25 protein-coding genes and 1 pseudogene are annotated in these 14,777 nt (G+C 44.1%); 12 read left to right on the top strand and 14 right to left on the bottom strand.

Going from position 1 to position 14,777, the window contains the following annotated elements:
- Positions 1 to 25 precede the first annotated feature (25 nt).
- Positions 26 to 310 (bottom strand): barstar family protein, encoded by a 285-nt coding sequence (locus KNP91_RS03175; protein WP_251135848.1) that lies wholly within the window; start codon positions 308 to 310, stop codon positions 26 to 28.
- Between the two features lie 72 nt (positions 311 to 382).
- Positions 383 to 838 carry an NUDIX hydrolase gene (locus tag KNP91_RS03170; protein ID WP_214848587.1) on the bottom strand — a complete coding sequence of 152 codons (456 nt, stop codon included), beginning with the start codon at positions 836 to 838 and terminating at the stop codon, positions 383 to 385.
- Positions 839 to 1,041: 203 nt separating this feature from the next.
- On the opposite strand from KNP91_RS03170, the gene KNP91_RS03165 reads away from it, so the two are divergent.
- Together KNP91_RS03165 and KNP91_RS03160 are read left to right on the top strand one after the other, a co-directional pair.
- Complete coding sequence (locus tag KNP91_RS03165; protein ID WP_214848584.1) at positions 1,042 to 1,389, top strand: hypothetical protein; 348 nt, start codon at positions 1,042 to 1,044, stop codon at positions 1,387 to 1,389.
- Between the two features lie 23 nt (positions 1,390 to 1,412).
- Positions 1,413 to 1,991 carry a GNAT family N-acetyltransferase gene (locus KNP91_RS03160; RefSeq protein WP_214764968.1) on the top strand — a complete coding sequence of 193 codons (579 nt, stop codon included), beginning with the start codon at positions 1,413 to 1,415 and terminating at the stop codon, positions 1,989 to 1,991.
- Positions 1,992 to 2,054: 63 nt separating this feature from the next.
- Here the strand turns inward: KNP91_RS03160 and KNP91_RS03155 are convergent, their stop codons facing one another.
- Positions 2,055 to 2,276: a DUF2188 domain-containing protein gene (locus KNP91_RS03155; protein WP_214764969.1), complete on the bottom strand. Its 222-nt coding sequence runs from the start codon at positions 2,274 to 2,276 to the stop codon at positions 2,055 to 2,057.
- A 138-nt stretch (positions 2,277 to 2,414) separates the two neighbouring features.
- On the opposite strand from KNP91_RS03155, the gene KNP91_RS03150 reads away from it, so the two are divergent.
- Complete coding sequence (locus tag KNP91_RS03150) at positions 2,415 to 3,065, top strand: DUF3885 domain-containing protein (RefSeq protein WP_214764970.1); 651 nt, start codon at positions 2,415 to 2,417, stop codon at positions 3,063 to 3,065.
- Positions 3,066 to 3,205: 140 nt separating this feature from the next.
- Here KNP91_RS03150 and KNP91_RS03145 read toward each other — a convergent pair whose 3' ends face one another.
- The 5 genes from KNP91_RS03145 to KNP91_RS03125 all read right to left on the bottom strand — a co-directional run bounded on the left by KNP91_RS03145 (position 3,206) and on the right by KNP91_RS03125 (position 6,121).
- Positions 3,206 to 3,406 carry a hypothetical protein gene (locus tag KNP91_RS03145; RefSeq protein ID WP_214848581.1) on the bottom strand — a complete coding sequence of 67 codons (201 nt, stop codon included), beginning with the start codon at positions 3,404 to 3,406 and terminating at the stop codon, positions 3,206 to 3,208.
- A gap of 25 nt (positions 3,407 to 3,431) precedes the next feature.
- Complete coding sequence (locus tag KNP91_RS03140) at positions 3,432 to 3,698, bottom strand: hypothetical protein (RefSeq protein WP_214848579.1); 267 nt, start codon at positions 3,696 to 3,698, stop codon at positions 3,432 to 3,434.
- Positions 3,699 to 3,719: 21 nt separating this feature from the next.
- Positions 3,720 to 4,136, bottom strand: coding sequence for a hypothetical protein (locus KNP91_RS03135; RefSeq protein ID WP_214848576.1), 417 nt, complete (start codon positions 4,134 to 4,136; stop codon positions 3,720 to 3,722).
- A gap of 74 nt (positions 4,137 to 4,210) precedes the next feature.
- Entirely contained in the window at positions 4,211 to 5,161 is a 951-nt protein-coding gene (locus KNP91_RS03130) for an SMI1/KNR4 family protein (protein WP_214848574.1), read from the bottom strand.
- Between the two features lie 15 nt (positions 5,162 to 5,176).
- Complete coding sequence (locus KNP91_RS03125) at positions 5,177 to 6,121, bottom strand: SMI1/KNR4 family protein (protein ID WP_214848572.1); 945 nt, start codon at positions 6,119 to 6,121, stop codon at positions 5,177 to 5,179.
- Positions 6,122 to 6,292: 171 nt separating this feature from the next.
- Between KNP91_RS03125 and KNP91_RS03120 the strand changes: the two genes are divergently transcribed.
- The gene (locus KNP91_RS03120; RefSeq protein WP_214848570.1) at positions 6,293 to 7,198 is read left to right on the top strand and encodes an EamA family transporter; all 906 of its coding nucleotides are present in this window, start codon (positions 6,293 to 6,295) and stop codon (positions 7,196 to 7,198) included.
- A gap of 14 nt (positions 7,199 to 7,212) precedes the next feature.
- Positions 7,213 to 7,677 carry a hypothetical protein gene (locus KNP91_RS03115; protein WP_131972947.1) on the top strand — a complete coding sequence of 155 codons (465 nt, stop codon included), beginning with the start codon at positions 7,213 to 7,215 and terminating at the stop codon, positions 7,675 to 7,677.
- Positions 7,678 to 7,761: 84 nt separating this feature from the next.
- Here the strand turns inward: KNP91_RS03115 and KNP91_RS03110 are convergent.
- Together KNP91_RS03110 and KNP91_RS03105 are read right to left on the bottom strand one after the other, a co-directional pair.
- Positions 7,762 to 8,139 (bottom strand): annotated as a pseudogene (locus KNP91_RS03110) (glutathione peroxidase); the annotation flags it as partial.
- A complete protein-coding gene (locus KNP91_RS03105) occupies positions 8,139 to 8,357 on the bottom strand; it encodes a hypothetical protein (RefSeq protein ID WP_214848568.1) in 219 nt (72 codons plus the stop codon). The pseudogene KNP91_RS03110 and the gene KNP91_RS03105, both read right to left, overlap by 1 nt.
- Before the next feature lie 237 nt (positions 8,358 to 8,594).
- Here KNP91_RS03105 and KNP91_RS03100 point away from each other — a divergent pair, with 237 nt between their 5' ends.
- The 6 genes from KNP91_RS03100 to KNP91_RS03075 all read left to right on the top strand — a co-directional run bounded on the left by KNP91_RS03100 (position 8,595) and on the right by KNP91_RS03075 (position 12,171).
- Positions 8,595 to 9,566 (top strand): DUF2268 domain-containing putative Zn-dependent protease, encoded by a 972-nt coding sequence (locus tag KNP91_RS03100; protein WP_214848566.1) that lies wholly within the window; start codon positions 8,595 to 8,597, stop codon positions 9,564 to 9,566.
- Positions 9,567 to 9,616: 50 nt separating this feature from the next.
- The gene (locus tag KNP91_RS03095) at positions 9,617 to 10,054 is read left to right on the top strand and encodes a hypothetical protein (RefSeq protein WP_214848563.1); all 438 of its coding nucleotides are present in this window, start codon (positions 9,617 to 9,619) and stop codon (positions 10,052 to 10,054) included.
- Between the two features lie 77 nt (positions 10,055 to 10,131).
- Positions 10,132 to 10,356, top strand: coding sequence for a type II toxin-antitoxin system RelB family antitoxin (gene relB / locus KNP91_RS03090; protein ID WP_026829710.1), 225 nt, complete (start codon positions 10,132 to 10,134; stop codon positions 10,354 to 10,356).
- Positions 10,353 to 10,622 (top strand): type II toxin-antitoxin system RelE family toxin, encoded by a 270-nt coding sequence (locus tag KNP91_RS03085; protein WP_012370160.1) that lies wholly within the window; start codon positions 10,353 to 10,355, stop codon positions 10,620 to 10,622. Before relB ends, KNP91_RS03085 begins: the two co-directional genes overlap by 4 nt.
- Positions 10,623 to 10,998: 376 nt before the next feature.
- The gene (locus KNP91_RS03080; protein WP_214848560.1) at positions 10,999 to 11,238 is read left to right on the top strand and encodes a hypothetical protein; all 240 of its coding nucleotides are present in this window, start codon (positions 10,999 to 11,001) and stop codon (positions 11,236 to 11,238) included.
- Between the two features lie 15 nt (positions 11,239 to 11,253).
- On the top strand, positions 11,254 to 12,171 hold the full coding sequence (locus KNP91_RS03075; protein WP_214848557.1) for a DMT family transporter: 918 nt from the start codon (positions 11,254 to 11,256) through the stop codon (positions 12,169 to 12,171).
- 44 nt (positions 12,172 to 12,215) lie between these two features.
- Here KNP91_RS03075 and KNP91_RS03070 read toward each other — a convergent pair whose 3' ends face one another.
- From KNP91_RS03070 to KNP91_RS03060, 3 genes are read right to left on the bottom strand one after another with little or no spacing between them, the layout of a single operon-like run.
- On the bottom strand, positions 12,216 to 12,767 hold the full coding sequence (locus tag KNP91_RS03070) for a hypothetical protein (protein WP_214848554.1): 552 nt from the start codon (positions 12,765 to 12,767) through the stop codon (positions 12,216 to 12,218).
- 47 nt (positions 12,768 to 12,814) lie between these two features.
- Positions 12,815 to 13,288 carry a GNAT family N-acetyltransferase gene (locus KNP91_RS03065; RefSeq protein WP_214848551.1) on the bottom strand — a complete coding sequence of 158 codons (474 nt, stop codon included), beginning with the start codon at positions 13,286 to 13,288 and terminating at the stop codon, positions 12,815 to 12,817.
- A 36-nt stretch (positions 13,289 to 13,324) separates the two neighbouring features.
- Positions 13,325 to 13,612, bottom strand: coding sequence for a hypothetical protein (locus tag KNP91_RS03060; protein ID WP_214848548.1), 288 nt, complete (start codon positions 13,610 to 13,612; stop codon positions 13,325 to 13,327).
- 177 nt (positions 13,613 to 13,789) lie between these two features.
- Here KNP91_RS03060 and KNP91_RS03055 point away from each other — a divergent pair, with 177 nt between their 5' ends.
- Positions 13,790 to 14,029: a hypothetical protein gene (locus KNP91_RS03055; RefSeq protein ID WP_214848545.1), complete on the top strand. Its 240-nt coding sequence runs from the start codon at positions 13,790 to 13,792 to the stop codon at positions 14,027 to 14,029.
- 48 nt (positions 14,030 to 14,077) lie between these two features.
- On the opposite strand, the gene KNP91_RS03050 is transcribed toward KNP91_RS03055, so the two are convergent.
- Positions 14,078 to 14,362 carry a hypothetical protein gene (locus KNP91_RS03050; RefSeq protein ID WP_214848543.1) on the bottom strand — a complete coding sequence of 95 codons (285 nt, stop codon included), beginning with the start codon at positions 14,360 to 14,362 and terminating at the stop codon, positions 14,078 to 14,080.
- Positions 14,363 to 14,777 lie beyond the last annotated feature (415 nt).

Here is a 14,777-nt window from a genome sequence, read left to right as displayed (position 1 = left end):
GTTTCTCTGGCATGTTTCTTTATGTTTATAAAAAACGAATGTTGCAAGTTTTAATGCCAGGCTGATGATTGTATTCATCGAGACAACTCAGCAACGACTCCGCTTCTTTCGGCAGCTTTCGTTGGAGCGCTGAAAAGCCGATCCAAATGATTTCGTCCGGTAAACCGGCGCCTTCCGGGTCGGTGATGAGATCCCAAAATGCATCCCAGTTTTCCCCATGATGTGAAGGGAAGTTTAGTTTCTGTTTTAACAGCCGGTGCAGCTCGCTTGCTGACTGAACCGTGGTGACGTCTATTTCAATGCTCTTCATGAGCTCTCTCCTTCCGGCTACTTTCTTTACAGAGACAGAACTTGTGAACGTGTCTCGTATCGCGTTGCCGCTTTATAATTGATACGTTGCAATGAACTCGAGCAAAATCGGATGTTCCGGCGGATTGATTTTGTCCGATAAGTCGTCTAAACGGAAGAACCGTAAGTCCGCGACTTCTTTATCGTCCTGTACCAATGTCCCCTGATAGTCGCGGCAGATATAGGCCGAGATGACATTGTAGACCTCATCCCCGTGCGGATATTTATAGTAAAAGTCGTTGCCGGAGTAGACGTTGAATAACTCAAGCCGATTTGCCGTCAGTCCGGTTTCTTCAAACAGTTCACGGGCCGCTGCCTGCTCCAGCGTTTCACCCGGATCGAGTGCTCCGCCGGCAAGTCCCCAACAGTGATTATCGCGGCGCAGTTGTAATAACACTTCCTTTTGTTCATTCAGGACGATGACACAAGCGCCGGGTACGACGAGCGGACGTGTGCCGACCAATTTTCGGAGTTCCATGATATAGTTCATTATTTTGTTCCTGCTTTCTATTTTATATCGTACAAATTCCATGTAGAGACGGTGCTATAACAACCTTGAAGCTTCTGAACGAATGCCAACTTTCTCCTTCTATTTTACCATCATCTGGTTTTACAATAATCCAAATGTTAAAATGATGGAAATACATTTCGAACGTCGTTATCTCCATTTTTTAAGGACAGGAGTCGAAGGATGTGATTGACCACGATACACAAATCAGAGTTCTCCTGTACGGCAATCCGTATCAGTTTGCCTGCGACACACTGAATGTCTCTGACATGCGGAATCATTCCTACGCGGATGTGTTTACGGTCACGGAAACCGACGTCCTCGCTTATACCAAAAAATACGGGTTCCCCGACTCACCGGCCATCAACCGGCTGACGGACGGATTTTATTACTATGAGGAGCAAGGGACCTGGTATACCTTTTTCCGTGAACGCGGGAACACGTTTGATGCGCAACAGTTTTCGGATACACAAACGGCAAAAAACTACATCGTCTCGATGCTGTTGAAGCTAACGATGACCGGCTTGTATTAAATAGTTAGAAAGAAGGGATTACTTTGACGACACTTGCATTTCCTGTACTGACGACAACCAGGCTGACCTTACGCGAAGTCACGCCGCTTGATGCTCCAAGTCTGCTGACGTATCTTGCTGACGAACGCGTCGTCACACAAATGGGACTCGATCCGTTCCAAACGGAAGCCGATGCGTTGGATGAAATCAACTGGTATCACTCCATCCGAACAGAACAGACCGGTCTCCGTTGGGGCATCACCGAACATGCGACTTCTGACATCATCGGCAGTTGCGGTTTCCTGAACCGTTCTTCCCGGCATCAGCGGGCGGAACTCGGCTTTGAACTGAGTCCTGCTCACTGGGGCAAAGGACTGGCACAAGAAGCCGTTCGGGCCGTACTCGCTCACGGTTTTAATGAATGGGACCTAAACCGGATCGAAGCGCTTGTTCTGCCGGACAATACAGCCTCTCAACGGTTGCTCGAACGGCTTGGTTTTCAGCGGGAAGGACTGTTGCGTCAATACGAGAAGACACGCGGTCAGTTCGATGATCTATATATGTATTCCTTGTTGAAGCCAGAATGGCAGGACGGCTCAGTCCATAATAAAAACACCCTATAAAAGTTGGATTTTTATGTCCAACTTTTATAGGGCAGTTCATATAATGGCGATGTATTTTTGCGTTTATCCGCGCGGCGGGAACGGATCATTGCCGTATGAATCTTTATCGCGAATCTGACCTTCCTTATTATGAATGATCAGCTCAACCTGTTGATCCTTCGCAATCTTCCGTCCTGCTGCGATGGCTTCTTTTTGTGTCGGAAACCGTTCCGTTGCTTTTGATGCCCCTTCCGCAATGACCTGATAGCCGCCATCCGGATGAGGTGTTACATGCTGATTCGCCATGCGTTCACTTCCTTTTTGAGTGGATCGTTTTAGTTTGCTTCTATATTCGATACCCTTAACCTGAAATCTTCATTCATCCGGAGACGTTCTTGAACGCATTAGGAAAGTACATAATAATCACCAAGACAGGAGCACTTTATGAAACTAAACGATTATTTCCACACTCACTTTGACAATTCAGATATTTTGGAAGAGTCTTTTGCGGAGCGTCCATTGACACTCAGTCTCGATTTGCAAAAGGAACTGTATCAGATTCAACCGGATTCCGACGAACTGAATATGGAATATTTCGATAAGGTCTATCAAAAATCACTCACTTTATTTGAAGATCTGTTTCATGAAAACGACCGTTTGTACCTCATTGTACGTGTCCGAAAAGAACTACATTCTCCTCCGGCGAAAAGTACAGAGATCTTTGAGCGCTATCTCAAAAATAACAAGAATCGATACGCGCTTGAGTTTGAAAAAAAGGAGGTTCGTGATGAGGAGGAAGTCATTTACCAATACGCCCGCTTGTTGCCGAGCAGAAAGTCCCTTCGTTATAAAAAATTGCTTCAAGCAATCTGTAATCAGGACTTTCCCGAGTTGTATCCCCGCTTCAAATCGAGACAGACATACTATCCTGAGATTTTTTTCGTGAACCCAGACAAAGACATCATTCTGTATATTTTTGACGATCGGGGCTGCTTTATTGTAATAAAGGATGAAACTTCATTTGAGTTTTTGAAAGAAAAGTACACATCTGATTTATCTGAAGGATATGTATTTTTAAATGAAAAGTCAGACTAACCGATTGAGACAGTATGCTTGTTGGAATATAAAACAACCAGTTTTCATAATTGACTATCAACAGAATTATTTAATATCGCTAAACGAAAAAATCCGGTGTCCCCCTTTTAAAGGGGACCACCGGACATAACACACTTATCTTACATTTGTTTGTTTCTTCGCTCATATCCCATGACCCAGCCGTGTAACATCATTCCGATGATGCCCGATAATATCATGACGAGTCCGACAAGCGTCAAAGCAATTTTTAAAAATGGTTCCATTTCCGTATCCGATAAGAAGCGCATCAATGCGATACCTGCTATCGTCAGCATCAGTAAACCCGAAAAGTTTTTAACCATTGACTTCACTCCTACAAAATCACATTTACTCAGCTGATTTTTCAGCTTCTAGTGCTGCTCGTTTTTGCGCTTCCTGTTTAAAATCCTCATTCCACCAACCGCCAATCAGGAACGTACATCCCACAATCAATGCGATAACCGGAAAGTACATCAAATGATATTCTTCGAGTGCCTCTCCATCAAACTTGGATGACAGCTCGATGTAGGCACTGAACAGTTGAACGATAAAGAACAAGAAAAAGCTGACAATCAATGCCCAAGTGCCATAACGATAATTTGGATTCTTCAACATATGCGTTCCTCCTGGATTGAATTATTTTAATCTGATTTCTGTATCGCCGCCTTCACTTTCACCGATATCGTCACGAACGATGTAGTCAATGTCATATACACCCGCCGGAATGACACCGGCTTTGACTTTTTTCTTCAGTGTCACCGTGGTATGCGGTTGTACTTCTTTCGACAACCGTTTCGGCTCCACCTCTTCGTACGAGTCATAGACGACTTTTTGCGAATCGTGCTTTCGGATCTTAACGTTGAGCAGATGACCGGCCCGGGAGGCGACTTTCACCGGATAATCGCCGGTATTGGTCAGTTTGTACTCAAATACAAACCCGTCTTTAACACTTCCTGTGTAACCCGTTTCGATTGTTTGACTGCTCGGTTTCGTATCGAGGGACATACATCCGGCTAAACTGAATAATAATGGGATGATCAGTAGTTTTTTCATTTCCATTTCTCCTTTTCGCATGCGTTTCAAAAGAGTGGATGAAATGAAGGTGCTCCTTGAACGTAATGCTTGGCTTATTCCCAGCCCGGTAACGGACGGGGTAATTGGTCCGCAAAGGCGCGGTAGCCGTCGTATCTTAATCCTTGTCGTTGTAGGTTTTCGTTTCGGACTAAAGGGTCTCCTGATTGATCTTCGTTCGTCTGTAACAAATGTTCTCTTTGGAACAATTGAATCGACGAAAAATGATATTGTTCATAAGACAAATGATCGCGGACGGATTGGATGACTTTCTCAAACCCCCGGCCTTCGTTATAACGCATTCCTAATTTCTCCTGTTCGAACTTGCCCTCATAAATCGAAATCGTGAAATATGAATCGTTTTTCGAAATCGGGTATTCAATTTCGACGCGAACCGAATCGACAAACCGGATTGAGATTGGGGGATTAACCTTCTCTTCCGGAGTATCTTCTTCGACGAAATAATCATCCTTTTCAATGCTGAAGTCCTTGAACTCCCAAAACACGTCTCCTTGGGCGATGATCGAGTACTCGAGGAACGTTCCGAAATTTTGACCGATTGGATCGGCGTCCTCGGTCGATAATTCATGGAAGACCCAATACATATATGGTGTATCCTCTGTTTTTGCAAACTCACGGTTAATCAACAGATAACCCTCATTGATTTCCCCAATTACCCAGTAATGATCGAAGTCCTCATGAATCAATTCATATTCGATTGCCTCATTCGTCGCTTCAATCACCCGCTCCAAGGAATGCAATACCAGCCCCAAACCATCATCAAGAATAAACAGATCCGCTCCGTCATGCAGTTCAAGGAACGTTTGGTATTCACTCGGTAATTTTTGATTGAATTCAGCTTCAAATGCCGCAAGTGATGCTGCCGTCACCGGTTCCGGAAGATTGAATTTTGCCTGCCCGACTTCATTGTACTTCCGTTGAATGAACGTTGATCCATGACTGATTTTCTGCTGAAGCCCACCGAGTACTGCTGCGATTTGATTCATATCATTCTCTCCCTGTCATGCTTTTTCCCAGCCCGGTAACGGACGCGGTAAGGCGTTCACAAAGGCTTGATACCCGTCATACTGCATGATTTGGGTTTGCGGATGTTCGACGCGTTTCGTGATCTGTTCACCGGATGCATCTTCACTTTCCCAAAGCGGTGCTTCTTTCTGAAATACTGTGATTTCTGTAAAATGGAACCGTAGTTCTTTCAAAGTACTCACAAGAGAACGATGCACCTGTTTCATCGTATCGTAGTCAGATCTCCACCATAAATCAGGTTTTCCATTTTCATATGTATAGAAAGAAACAATAAACCCTCCCCGGCGGTAAATCGGATACTCAATTTCAATCCGGACCCGTTCCTCGGATGCAATCGGTACGCCCGCCTGCACGTCCTCCGTTTCTTCTTCGACATAGTAATCATCTTCCCGGACATCAAAGCTGTTGAACTCCCAGTACATATCGCCTTGGGCGATCATCGACCGTTCCAGAAACGTCCCGAAATTTTGACCGATGGCATCGGTGTCTTCAGTGGATCCTTCATGATACTTCCAGTACATATAAGGGGTATCTTCTGTTTTTGCATGATCCGTATGAATCAGCAGGTATCCTTCGTTTATCTCGCCGATGATCCAGTAATGATCATAGTCTTCATCAATCAGACCGTCTTCCTTGGCTTCGATCGTCTTTTCGATTACTTCTTCGAGTGGATGTAGGACCAGTCCCTCGTCGCCCAGCATAAATAGTTTTGCGCCGTCATGCAGTTCGAGAAATGTCTGGTATTCGCTCGGTAACGGTTGCTTGAACTCGGCTTGAAAAGCTTGAAGTGTCTCCGGTTTGACCGGTTTCGGCAGATAGAACGTGGCCTGACCGATTGAATTGTAACTGCGTTGAATAAACGTCGATCCATGGCTGATTTTTTGTTTCAGTCCGTCGAGGACAACTGCGATTTGATTCATTGGATCCACCCTCTTATTTTTATATATATGAGCCACCTGGCCTCATATTCCTTTATTCTACCATTTTACCAATAATTTGGGTGAACTCAACTTCCTCTTTCTGTGGTATTCTTTTTCTAATCAAAAATGATCTTTAAACAACATCTATGTCTATTAATCCGGAGGTGAACCATGCACAAACAGTCTTCGATGCTGCTGATTTTACTAGCGGCAATGCTTTGGGGAACAACCGGAACGTCGCAAGCCTTTGCGCCGGAAACGGCCCACCCGATTGCGATCGGCGCCGTTCGTTTGGCGGTCGGCGGCTTCTTTTTACTCAGTCTCGTTTTATTGACCGGAAAGTTGACGCTGAAAGATTGGCCGCTGCCCACGATTTTCCTCGCTGCCCTCAGCATGGCCGCCTATCAGCCGTTGTTCTTTTCCGCTGTCCTCATGACCGGAGTCGCCGTCGGAACGGTCGTCGCGATCGGCAGTGCGCCGATTTTTTCCGGAGTGATTGAATGGCTTGTCTTAAGAAATCGACCGGGTACCATTTGGTGGCTGTCGACATTGCTTTCGATTGCCGGTTGTTTACTGTTGGTCATGAATCAGGCATCCGTTTCAGTCGATCCGTTCGGGATCGTGCTCGCACTCGGTGCCGGAATGTCCTTTGCCGTCTACACGTTTGTCAGCCGGGACTTAGTGAAAACTCACCCTCCGCTATCCGTCGTCGCGGTCGTCTTTACACTCAGCGCTCTCTTATTATCACCACTGTTATTCCTGTTTGATCTGTCATGGGTCTTCAGCCTGCGCGGTGCCGGAATCAGTCTCCACCTTGGTGTCCTCGCAACCGGTCTCGCCTATCTGTTGTTTGCCCGCGGTCTTGCGCACGTCTCGTCTTCGACGGCCGTCACACTGTCGCTTGGTGAACCGTTGACCGCTGCCTTGCTCGGCGTGTTTGTCCTCGGGGAAACGCTCAGTCTGTTGTCGTGGGTCGGCATTGTATTTTTATTTTGCGGTATCGGGTTGCTCGTCTGGTCGTCGCGTTCGATCCGGCAGCCGAACATTCCCGAACTCGCCAAGGAAAAACATTCTTAAGGAGGGAATCCGTTATGCACATCACATTCGAAAAGCTGTTGTACCGGGAAGACTATCAGATTGCGCTCGACCACTTTGTCATGGATGAAAAAAACGGTGATCGATTAGCCTTTTATTTCCGCGGCCATACGGACGAAATCATGGTACTCATCGGTGACTATTCCTGCAATTATTTTGAACTGTTGTTTGAAGCAGATTGCGTCCTGCTCCGATCGTCGGATTTACATGAACTGGATGACGGACTGGAGTTCAGTCCGGTTCCGCTCACCCTGTATCAAGACTCGGCACTTCTGACCTTTGCGACGGCCTGGATGGGCTTGAAGCGGGACCCGTCGCGAGACTGGACGCACTATGCCATCCGGGCATTTGAACAGGACTTTCATGTCCTGTCCCCGCGTCCACCGGTCTTTACGGATCTTGGTCATAAGATGAGTGATTTTACGGTCAGACATTCTTTTAATCTGCCGAAAGAGAATTAATATAAAAAAAGCCCTACCTCGCCAAAGGTAGGGTGATGCGACTCGTCCCGCCCGACGGCTTGCGCCGGACGGGACGTAATTCAATTATACATAGCGCTCCAGTGTTTTTTCAATCGTCTGAATCGAATCGACCGGCGCAAACCGTTTGACGACCCGTCCTTTTCGATCGACAAGAAACTTCGTGAAATTCCATTTGATTTTTGACGATAACAGACCACCCTGCTGTTGCTTCAAATACGTATACAACTGATGTTCCGTCGGTCCGTTTACGTCAATCTTCTGAAACATCGGGAATGTCACACCGTAATTCAACTGACAAAACTGCATCGTTTCCTGCTGATTGGCAAACTCCTGATTGTTGAATTGGTCACACGGGAATCCGAGCACTTTGACACCTTGATCCGCATACTTGTCATGCAACTGTTGCAGGTCTCCGAGTTGCTTTACGAGCCCGCACTTACTTACCAGATGTGTTCTTCCCGGTCGCTCAGCTTAATGACAAACGGCATGATCAACAGAAAAAACAGACTGATGTATCCGAGTGACAGATAATGTTGGGTATCTTTTGATAGATACTGTTTCTTTCCGCAGTTCGGACAGGCCTTGCCATGGTTTGCAATACTGACTGCAAGCACATCCTTCGTCTTCCACTTATAACCACAATTCGTGCATCGTACCATCTCATCATCCCCTTTCCTCTTTTTACCTGTTTTTTTGAACAAAGGTTTCATGAATACGATGATTGCTTGAGAAAATTCAATCAGCGAAATTAACTATTCTCCTTTAAATAGCTTCAAGCATCATTAACCCCCTTAATTTTCATGGTATAATTTTACATATGAAATTCTGAACTTTATCTTCATCAATCAACGAGAACATTCATCAGTCTAACGAATTCGAAATGGAGGTCATTCCCTTTGAAAAAAGTAATCGCTCCTTTACTTTGCATCCCGTTCCTGCTGTTAGCAGCCTGTACAGACGAAACAGAAAAAACAGTGACGCACTCCGAAAGTAAAAAATTTAAACCGGAAACCGTAAAGATCGGCGAGGATGGTGAATTAAACATCGTGCCGCTTTATTCTCCCTATCAAACTTATTTGAAAGCATCGCTTAAAGCCGATACTTCAGAAACGGATACAAAAAATTACGCAGAATACGTCCTTCGTTACATAGATAAGATTGGAGAGAAGGAAAACTTTGATCCGGCCACCCTAGAGACTTTCTTTATGTTGAAGGCGACAGCTTACGAGCAGGATCTGCTGAACCAAACGAATGAATTGATGAAACAGCATGACGAAATCAAAGATATCATTACAAAAAACTATATCGCTTCCTATGAAGCGCTCCCTAAAAAGAAAGCTACGATTTTCATCGCACCGTCCAATCCGGAATTTTGGTCAATGACAGATCCTTTAGCCGGAGTGTCCGGAGCAGCTTTTCAAGACTCGATTATCATTCAACTGAATCCAAACTTCGATAAAGAAGTTTTGGCCTATACGATCGCGCATGAATATCATCATCTGGTTTTAAATGATACACCCGAGTTAAGCAGAATTGACACATCCCTTGATTCGGTCATCTTCGAAGGAAAAGCAGATGCCTTTGCCGATCAGATCGTCACGGACGTCTCGCCTCCTTGGAATATACCGATGGATGATACGACCAAAAAACATGTGGCGCGTCTGATTCGAAACGGCGAAGCCACTTATCAGGATGTTGCCATCGGGAACGAACAAAAAGATATCCCGATTTGGAGCAGGTACTCTTTAGGACGTGATATCTTAAGTCATCATTTGAAGATCAATCCTGATCTTTCCATCAAAAAATGGACGTATGAAGAGAATCACGCTATTTTGAACGGGTATAAATATCAAAAGCTCCTTGAATGAAAAGATTGTTGACACAGAAGAATACCACTTACGAAGGAGGACAGTTTCACATGCGTAAATTTTTATTAATCGGCTCCGTGATGATCATCATTGCTTTTTTCGTTCAATTTGAGCCTTTCCGTGATGAACCACCCGATCCCCGTGTCGAGATACAGGGAAAAAGTATTCCAACGGTCCAAGGGACATTTTGCTGGAGTGGTATGTTTAGTGGCCAATGCGTCGATAAAATCTATGTAGACGGTTTGCACATGACTGAAAAAAGTAAACCGGTCACCGTCATGCCGAACGAGAAAATCCAGATTTCCTTCGATCCAGAACCTGATACGATCAAAATCCTTCGATTTAATAAGGAGACCGGTAAGCGGGTTACATTAAAAAATAATCAACTCGTAACACCGAAAGAAGCCGGCACATATGCCTATGAACTTCAAGCAAGATGGTCCGAGAATGGTGACGGTCAGTTTGCTTTCTTAATCAAAGTAGATTGAAGGAAGAACAAATAAACCTCGTGTCTGTACTAACATCTGAATATGTATTACAATGTATTACAAAGGAGATGATAAGTATGAGTACGATTTCTGTTCGACTCGATGATCAGGATACGCGACTGATCAAAGAATATGCGAAAGCAAAAAACATCACGATTTCTACACTTGTTCGCGATGCCGTCCTCGATCGAATTGAAGACGAGATTGATTTACAACTCTATCATGATTCCATGGCAGCACACCGCAAAAAATCAGAAGCAATCTCGTTTGACGATATGATGAAGGAACTTGATTTAGAATGACAACATATACAGTGGAGTTTGAGCGTGGAGCTCAAAAGTCCCTTAAGAAGATGGATCCTCAACAATCGCGGATCATCATGTCCTGGATCAAGAAGAACCTGGTCGGGACGGATGATCCGCGTCGTCATGGAAAGGGACTTATCTCGAATCGTTCGGGTGAATGGCGGTATCGCATTGGCGACTATCGTCTGATTGCTGACATCCAAGATGACAAAGTCTTGATCTTGATTCTTGAGATCGGACATCGTCGAGATATCTATAAATAAGGGAGTTAAGACTCACGAATGAGGAAACATATTCGTTTCTCTTTTTAACGACCGTTTTTGCAAACATAACTTAAACATTATTTATACGTATGATGAAAAGGAGCAACGTGCCTTCACCTCTAACAGAGAAGGAATTTTGCTCCTTTTAAGGTGTTACTTAGTCTACGCTGTTCAGATTCCCATACCATTTCTTCTATCCTAAACTGTCTTCTATCAGTTAGCTATTACCGGTACACCGTCCTCTTCTCGATTCATAATACAAAAATCCGTAGTTTTAGAGGATTACAGGCAAAGACATTTAAGCTGCCCCTTCCTCAGTTGGAAATTTTATGTAAAAATGTATAATAATATAATAAATCAAACAGGATGTGATTGGATGCAAAAAACATTACTCTACCTTTCGATACTGAACAGTGTTTACCTCGTAATTAACTCATTCACGTATTCCGACAGTTTCCTTAACGCCCCGCTCGGCTTAACAACACTGTTCGCTGTCGTTTTGATGGTTCTTAATGACAGAGCAAAGAAAACGGGACGCTCGTTCTTTACAAAAACAACGGATACCCTCAGTTTCATTAACATTTTAATCGGGCTTTCGCTGATTGTCTTGATCTAGGAGTAGAGTCTATTTATGACGATTTTCATGTACATCTTTTATTTACTCATCTGGGGTCTTAATTTCATTACCGTCAAGATTCAAGGGACGCCGGTCAGCCTGGAGCTATCATTGACCTACCGTTTAATCCTGACTGCTGTGTTGTTCAGTCTTCTGGCATGGTTCATGAAACCGGTCGGAAAACCTCTGAAACAGGATATTCCGTATATCCTGGTGTTCGGGATCTGTAATTTTGCACTCAGCTATCTCTGTCTCTATTACGCGACGATGCTTAGTTCAGCCGCAATCGTCACGTTGATTTTTTCACTGAAAGTGATCCTGACACCCGTTGCCTTGCGAATCTTTTTAAAAGAACAGCTCCATCTCCGCATCCTGTTTGGCGGCCTGCTCGGTGTGCTGGGTGTTTTGATTTTACTGTATCCGACTCTATCCGACATACATCCGAATGATATGAAAGGAATTTTACTTGCCCTGCTTGGTACTGGCATTACAGCAATCGGCGACGCCAGTTCCGCACGAAATGGGAAGCAGAAAGTAAATCCGGTGTATGCCAATGCCATCGGCTTCACGGCAGGAGGTATTTTGCTCGGATCCGTCTTATGGTTTCAGGGGCAGACCGTTAGTGTCCCGCCATCCGTTTCTTACTTGTCCGCGCTTCTTTACCTCACGCTGCTCGCATCGTTTGGCGCCTGGTTCTTTTACCTGAAGTTGGTCGAGAGCATCGGTGGTGCCAAAAGCGGCTACATGGTAGCTCTGTTTCCGGCAATTGGAGGAGTCGCTTCCGTCCTGATCGGTGAATCAAATTTATCGATTTACTTAGTGTTCGGTTGCTTGTTCAGTTGTACCGGTGCCGCTGTTGCGTTAGGTATCGGAACTTCTCTTCGAAAGCGGTTGTCGAGTAAACGGCCGTCGATGAATGCCGATTTGAAATAATCAGACGTCACCTGTTTCCGGCTGTCCGTCGGAAACAGGTTTTTTCATTCGTCGATGATTTCCCGGTCTTGAAAGGGATGCTCCGTAAAGTTCGCAACAAAATCAAAACCAGCTGCATCGTGAAAAATCATTAGATAGTAGATATCCTTCGATGGAATTGAAAAATCGAATTCAAATAACAACCAGTCCTCCGGAACATTGATAATCGAAACGTCTTTTTCCGTCGTGATCAAAACATTTTGCCCGTTATACGCATCAAAATAAGCTAGCGGAAGAAGCTGTTCGATTTCTTCGAGTGAACGTATTTCAAGGAGATGATGATACCGTCCTCTTGATAACTTGGTCGTTTCCCCTACTTTTGGAAGGCAAATCTCTGAACCACCACTAAAAGAATGCACATAGAGCGGATACCGTTTCAGTCCCAAAACGAAGTGTTTCAGAAGAGAAAACTTCCCATCTTGATATTGATCTGCTCCAGGAAATACAGGCTCATAATCTGTATCATCAAAAAAAGCATAGAATTGCGTGTCTCCTTGAAATGTGGTTTTCCATTTAAACGTATCGTCTAATCCTCCTAATACTCGGTACAAAATCATCGACTCGACTCCCTCGTTGTCCGTCACAATTAACTACTGTTCCGTATTCATTTCATGACTCCTGTATAAAGACGCATTTTGACGAATTTGTAACTTCCGCCGTTCGTTTCCTGTTGAAACCGTTCAACCGGTTCAAAACCGCTTTTCGCATACAGCCGTATGGCCCGTTCGTTAAAGGTTGCGACGGCTAATTCGATGTAGCGCGGTTGATACTTTTGAATCGCAAAGGCGAGACCACTTTTCAAGAACGCTGGACCGTTTCCCTGCCCCGTCAAATCCGGTCGCATCCCGAGTGCCAGTTCAATACTGTTCTGTTCCGGTTCAAATACAAAAAATCCGATCAGTTGTGTTTCATCCATCGCCGCGTAATAATGTTCCGTCCGTTGATCGGGATTAAGAAATTCTGCCAAGTCATCCGAATCATTCGGCATATCATAAAAAGCAAAATCATCTTCGTATGTCCAGTCATAGGCAATCTCTTCCGCCTGGTGTTGCGTCAACGGTAAATAAGTATAGGTCATCATCCATTCTCCTTTTTTAAACCATTCATCGGTCAATCATGATTTGTTTTTCCTCGTTTCCAGTAAGACCGGTGTCAGATTCAATCCAATCGACACCATCGTCAAAACCCAAAAGGCGCGCTCCATTCCAGGTATCACGTCTGCAAGCGCCGCCCAGTCTTCCGCTTCGACCCAGCTCGCCAGTTGGCTGTATTCTGCGCACAGTGTTAGTGCCGTGAGCGATAAACCGGCAGCCATTGCGAATTTATAGTCTTTCCCGATGAAGTACAAAATCAGATTCACCGCCGTTGCGAGAATCGCGAGTATCCCAAACAGTAACCACATTCTTTTACCTCCTGTCTTCCGTTAATCTATTTTTCGGCAACTGATGAAGGGTTCCCTGTTTAAAAGAACTATTCAGCTGCACACACTTTATTTTTTACAATTTTTACTATTAAATTGGTAAACTGAAAGAAAATGTAGAAACACATCATTACGCTTCGTTTTAAGAGAGGAGAACGCATGAGAAAAAAATTGGGTTGGATATCCGTCGGACTGTTCATCTTCAGTATTGCTCAAATGTATCTATTACCGGTCAACGGATTTTGGGGAAGCATATTTTTAGTAGGCGGTTTATTAGCCTCACTAGTGACTGCTCTGTTCAGCACAAGAGGCGTCGGAAAAGTGATTGCACTCATTCTGTTATCAGGTGTTGTGATTTTTTTCGTTTACGGTGTATTTGTCATGATCGGATTCGGATGATAAACTAAAAAACCGCTCAGATCGAGCGGTTTTTTAAGGAACAAGGACTTACTTGAAATCCTCGATTCGCAGGCGTTCCAGTTCTTTTTCCTGATTTCTTTTGAACATCTCTCGCCCCTCCATCCACTCTGCCATCAGACAAAACAACCCGATGCCCATAACCAGTAATTGAGCCTTTACGCTCACGGTATCCACAGTCAAGTACCGCCACGCCATAGTCGCTACGAAAATCACCGGTATCACGGCACCGAGGTACACCTTCTTTTGACTCGATAACGCATAGTGAATCAAAAGCATGACTGTGAAAAATATTACTTTCAGAAAAAAGTCCATTTGGTTGTCCTCCTGTTTTTTAATATTTTCTTCTATCATCAGCTGATATGAATAACTTACCATACCGGTATAAATGTCGAACTGAATACTTCTTATAATTACAAAAATGTTATTAAATGTATTTATTTTCTTTCGTCATATTTTTAATCGTGAAGTCCATACAAAAAGACCGTTCAACTTTCTGAACGGTCTTTTGCTCTTAATCTAAATCTAAGAAAAAAATTATTGTTCAACTGATTTTAGCCCGCAAAAATGGACTTGACCTTCAAATCAAAAAACTAGTAATCACTCAAAACCTATTAGCGTCAAAATCGATTGACCACAGCAATCGTAATTATTAAAATATCTTAAGTATAAAAATAATTAAAAATTAAAATTTAAAAAGTAGCACAATAACTGGTTAGACATTGTCTTA

Origin of the sequence: Exiguobacterium sp. s138 (genome assembly GCF_018618775.1) — a bacterium.
GTDB lineage: Bacteria > Bacillota > Bacilli > Exiguobacteriales > Exiguobacteriaceae > Exiguobacterium_A > Exiguobacterium_A artemiae.
This window is presented reverse-complemented; position numbering and strand designations above follow the sequence as displayed.

Coding starts and splice junctions, on each gene's coding strand:
- KNP91_RS03175 (WP_251135848.1), bottom strand. CDS start 310: ATGAAGAGCATTGAAATAGACGTCACCACGGTTCAGTCAGCAAGCGAG.
- KNP91_RS03170 (WP_214848587.1), bottom strand. CDS start 838: ATGAACTATATCATGGAACTCCGAAAATTGGTCGGCACACGTCCGCTC.
- KNP91_RS03155 (WP_214764969.1), bottom strand. CDS start 2,276: ATGGCGAATCAGCATGTAACACCTCATCCGGATGGCGGCTATCAGGTC.
- KNP91_RS03150 (WP_214764970.1), top strand. CDS start 2,415: ATGAAACTAAACGATTATTTCCACACTCACTTTGACAATTCAGATATT.
- KNP91_RS03145 (WP_214848581.1), bottom strand. CDS start 3,406: ATGGTTAAAAACTTTTCGGGTTTACTGATGCTGACGATAGCAGGTATC.
- KNP91_RS03140 (WP_214848579.1), bottom strand. CDS start 3,698: ATGTTGAAGAATCCAAATTATCGTTATGGCACTTGGGCATTGATTGTC.
- KNP91_RS03135 (WP_214848576.1), bottom strand. CDS start 4,136: ATGAAAAAACTACTGATCATCCCATTATTATTCAGTTTAGCCGGATGT.
- KNP91_RS03130 (WP_214848574.1), bottom strand. CDS start 5,161: ATGAATCAAATCGCAGCAGTACTCGGTGGGCTTCAGCAGAAAATCAGT.
- KNP91_RS03125 (WP_214848572.1), bottom strand. CDS start 6,121: ATGAATCAAATCGCAGTTGTCCTCGACGGACTGAAACAAAAAATCAGC.
- KNP91_RS03120 (WP_214848570.1), top strand. CDS start 6,293: ATGCACAAACAGTCTTCGATGCTGCTGATTTTACTAGCGGCAATGCTT.
- KNP91_RS03115 (WP_131972947.1), top strand. CDS start 7,213: ATGCACATCACATTCGAAAAGCTGTTGTACCGGGAAGACTATCAGATT.
- KNP91_RS03105 (WP_214848568.1), bottom strand. CDS start 8,357: ATGGTACGATGCACGAATTGTGGTTATAAGTGGAAGACGAAGGATGTG.
- KNP91_RS03095 (WP_214848563.1), top strand. CDS start 9,617: ATGCGTAAATTTTTATTAATCGGCTCCGTGATGATCATCATTGCTTTT.
- relB (WP_026829710.1), top strand. CDS start 10,132: ATGAGTACGATTTCTGTTCGACTCGATGATCAGGATACGCGACTGATC.
- KNP91_RS03085 (WP_012370160.1), top strand. CDS start 10,353: ATGACAACATATACAGTGGAGTTTGAGCGTGGAGCTCAAAAGTCCCTT.
- KNP91_RS03080 (WP_214848560.1), top strand. CDS start 10,999: ATGCAAAAAACATTACTCTACCTTTCGATACTGAACAGTGTTTACCTC.
- KNP91_RS03075 (WP_214848557.1), top strand. CDS start 11,254: ATGACGATTTTCATGTACATCTTTTATTTACTCATCTGGGGTCTTAAT.
- KNP91_RS03070 (WP_214848554.1), bottom strand. CDS start 12,767: ATGATTTTGTACCGAGTATTAGGAGGATTAGACGATACGTTTAAATGG.
- KNP91_RS03065 (WP_214848551.1), bottom strand. CDS start 13,288: ATGACCTATACTTATTTACCGTTGACGCAACACCAGGCGGAAGAGATT.
- KNP91_RS03060 (WP_214848548.1), bottom strand. CDS start 13,612: ATGTGGTTACTGTTTGGGATACTCGCGATTCTCGCAACGGCGGTGAAT.
- KNP91_RS03055 (WP_214848545.1), top strand. CDS start 13,790: ATGAGAAAAAAATTGGGTTGGATATCCGTCGGACTGTTCATCTTCAGT.
- KNP91_RS03050 (WP_214848543.1), bottom strand. CDS start 14,362: ATGGACTTTTTTCTGAAAGTAATATTTTTCACAGTCATGCTTTTGATT.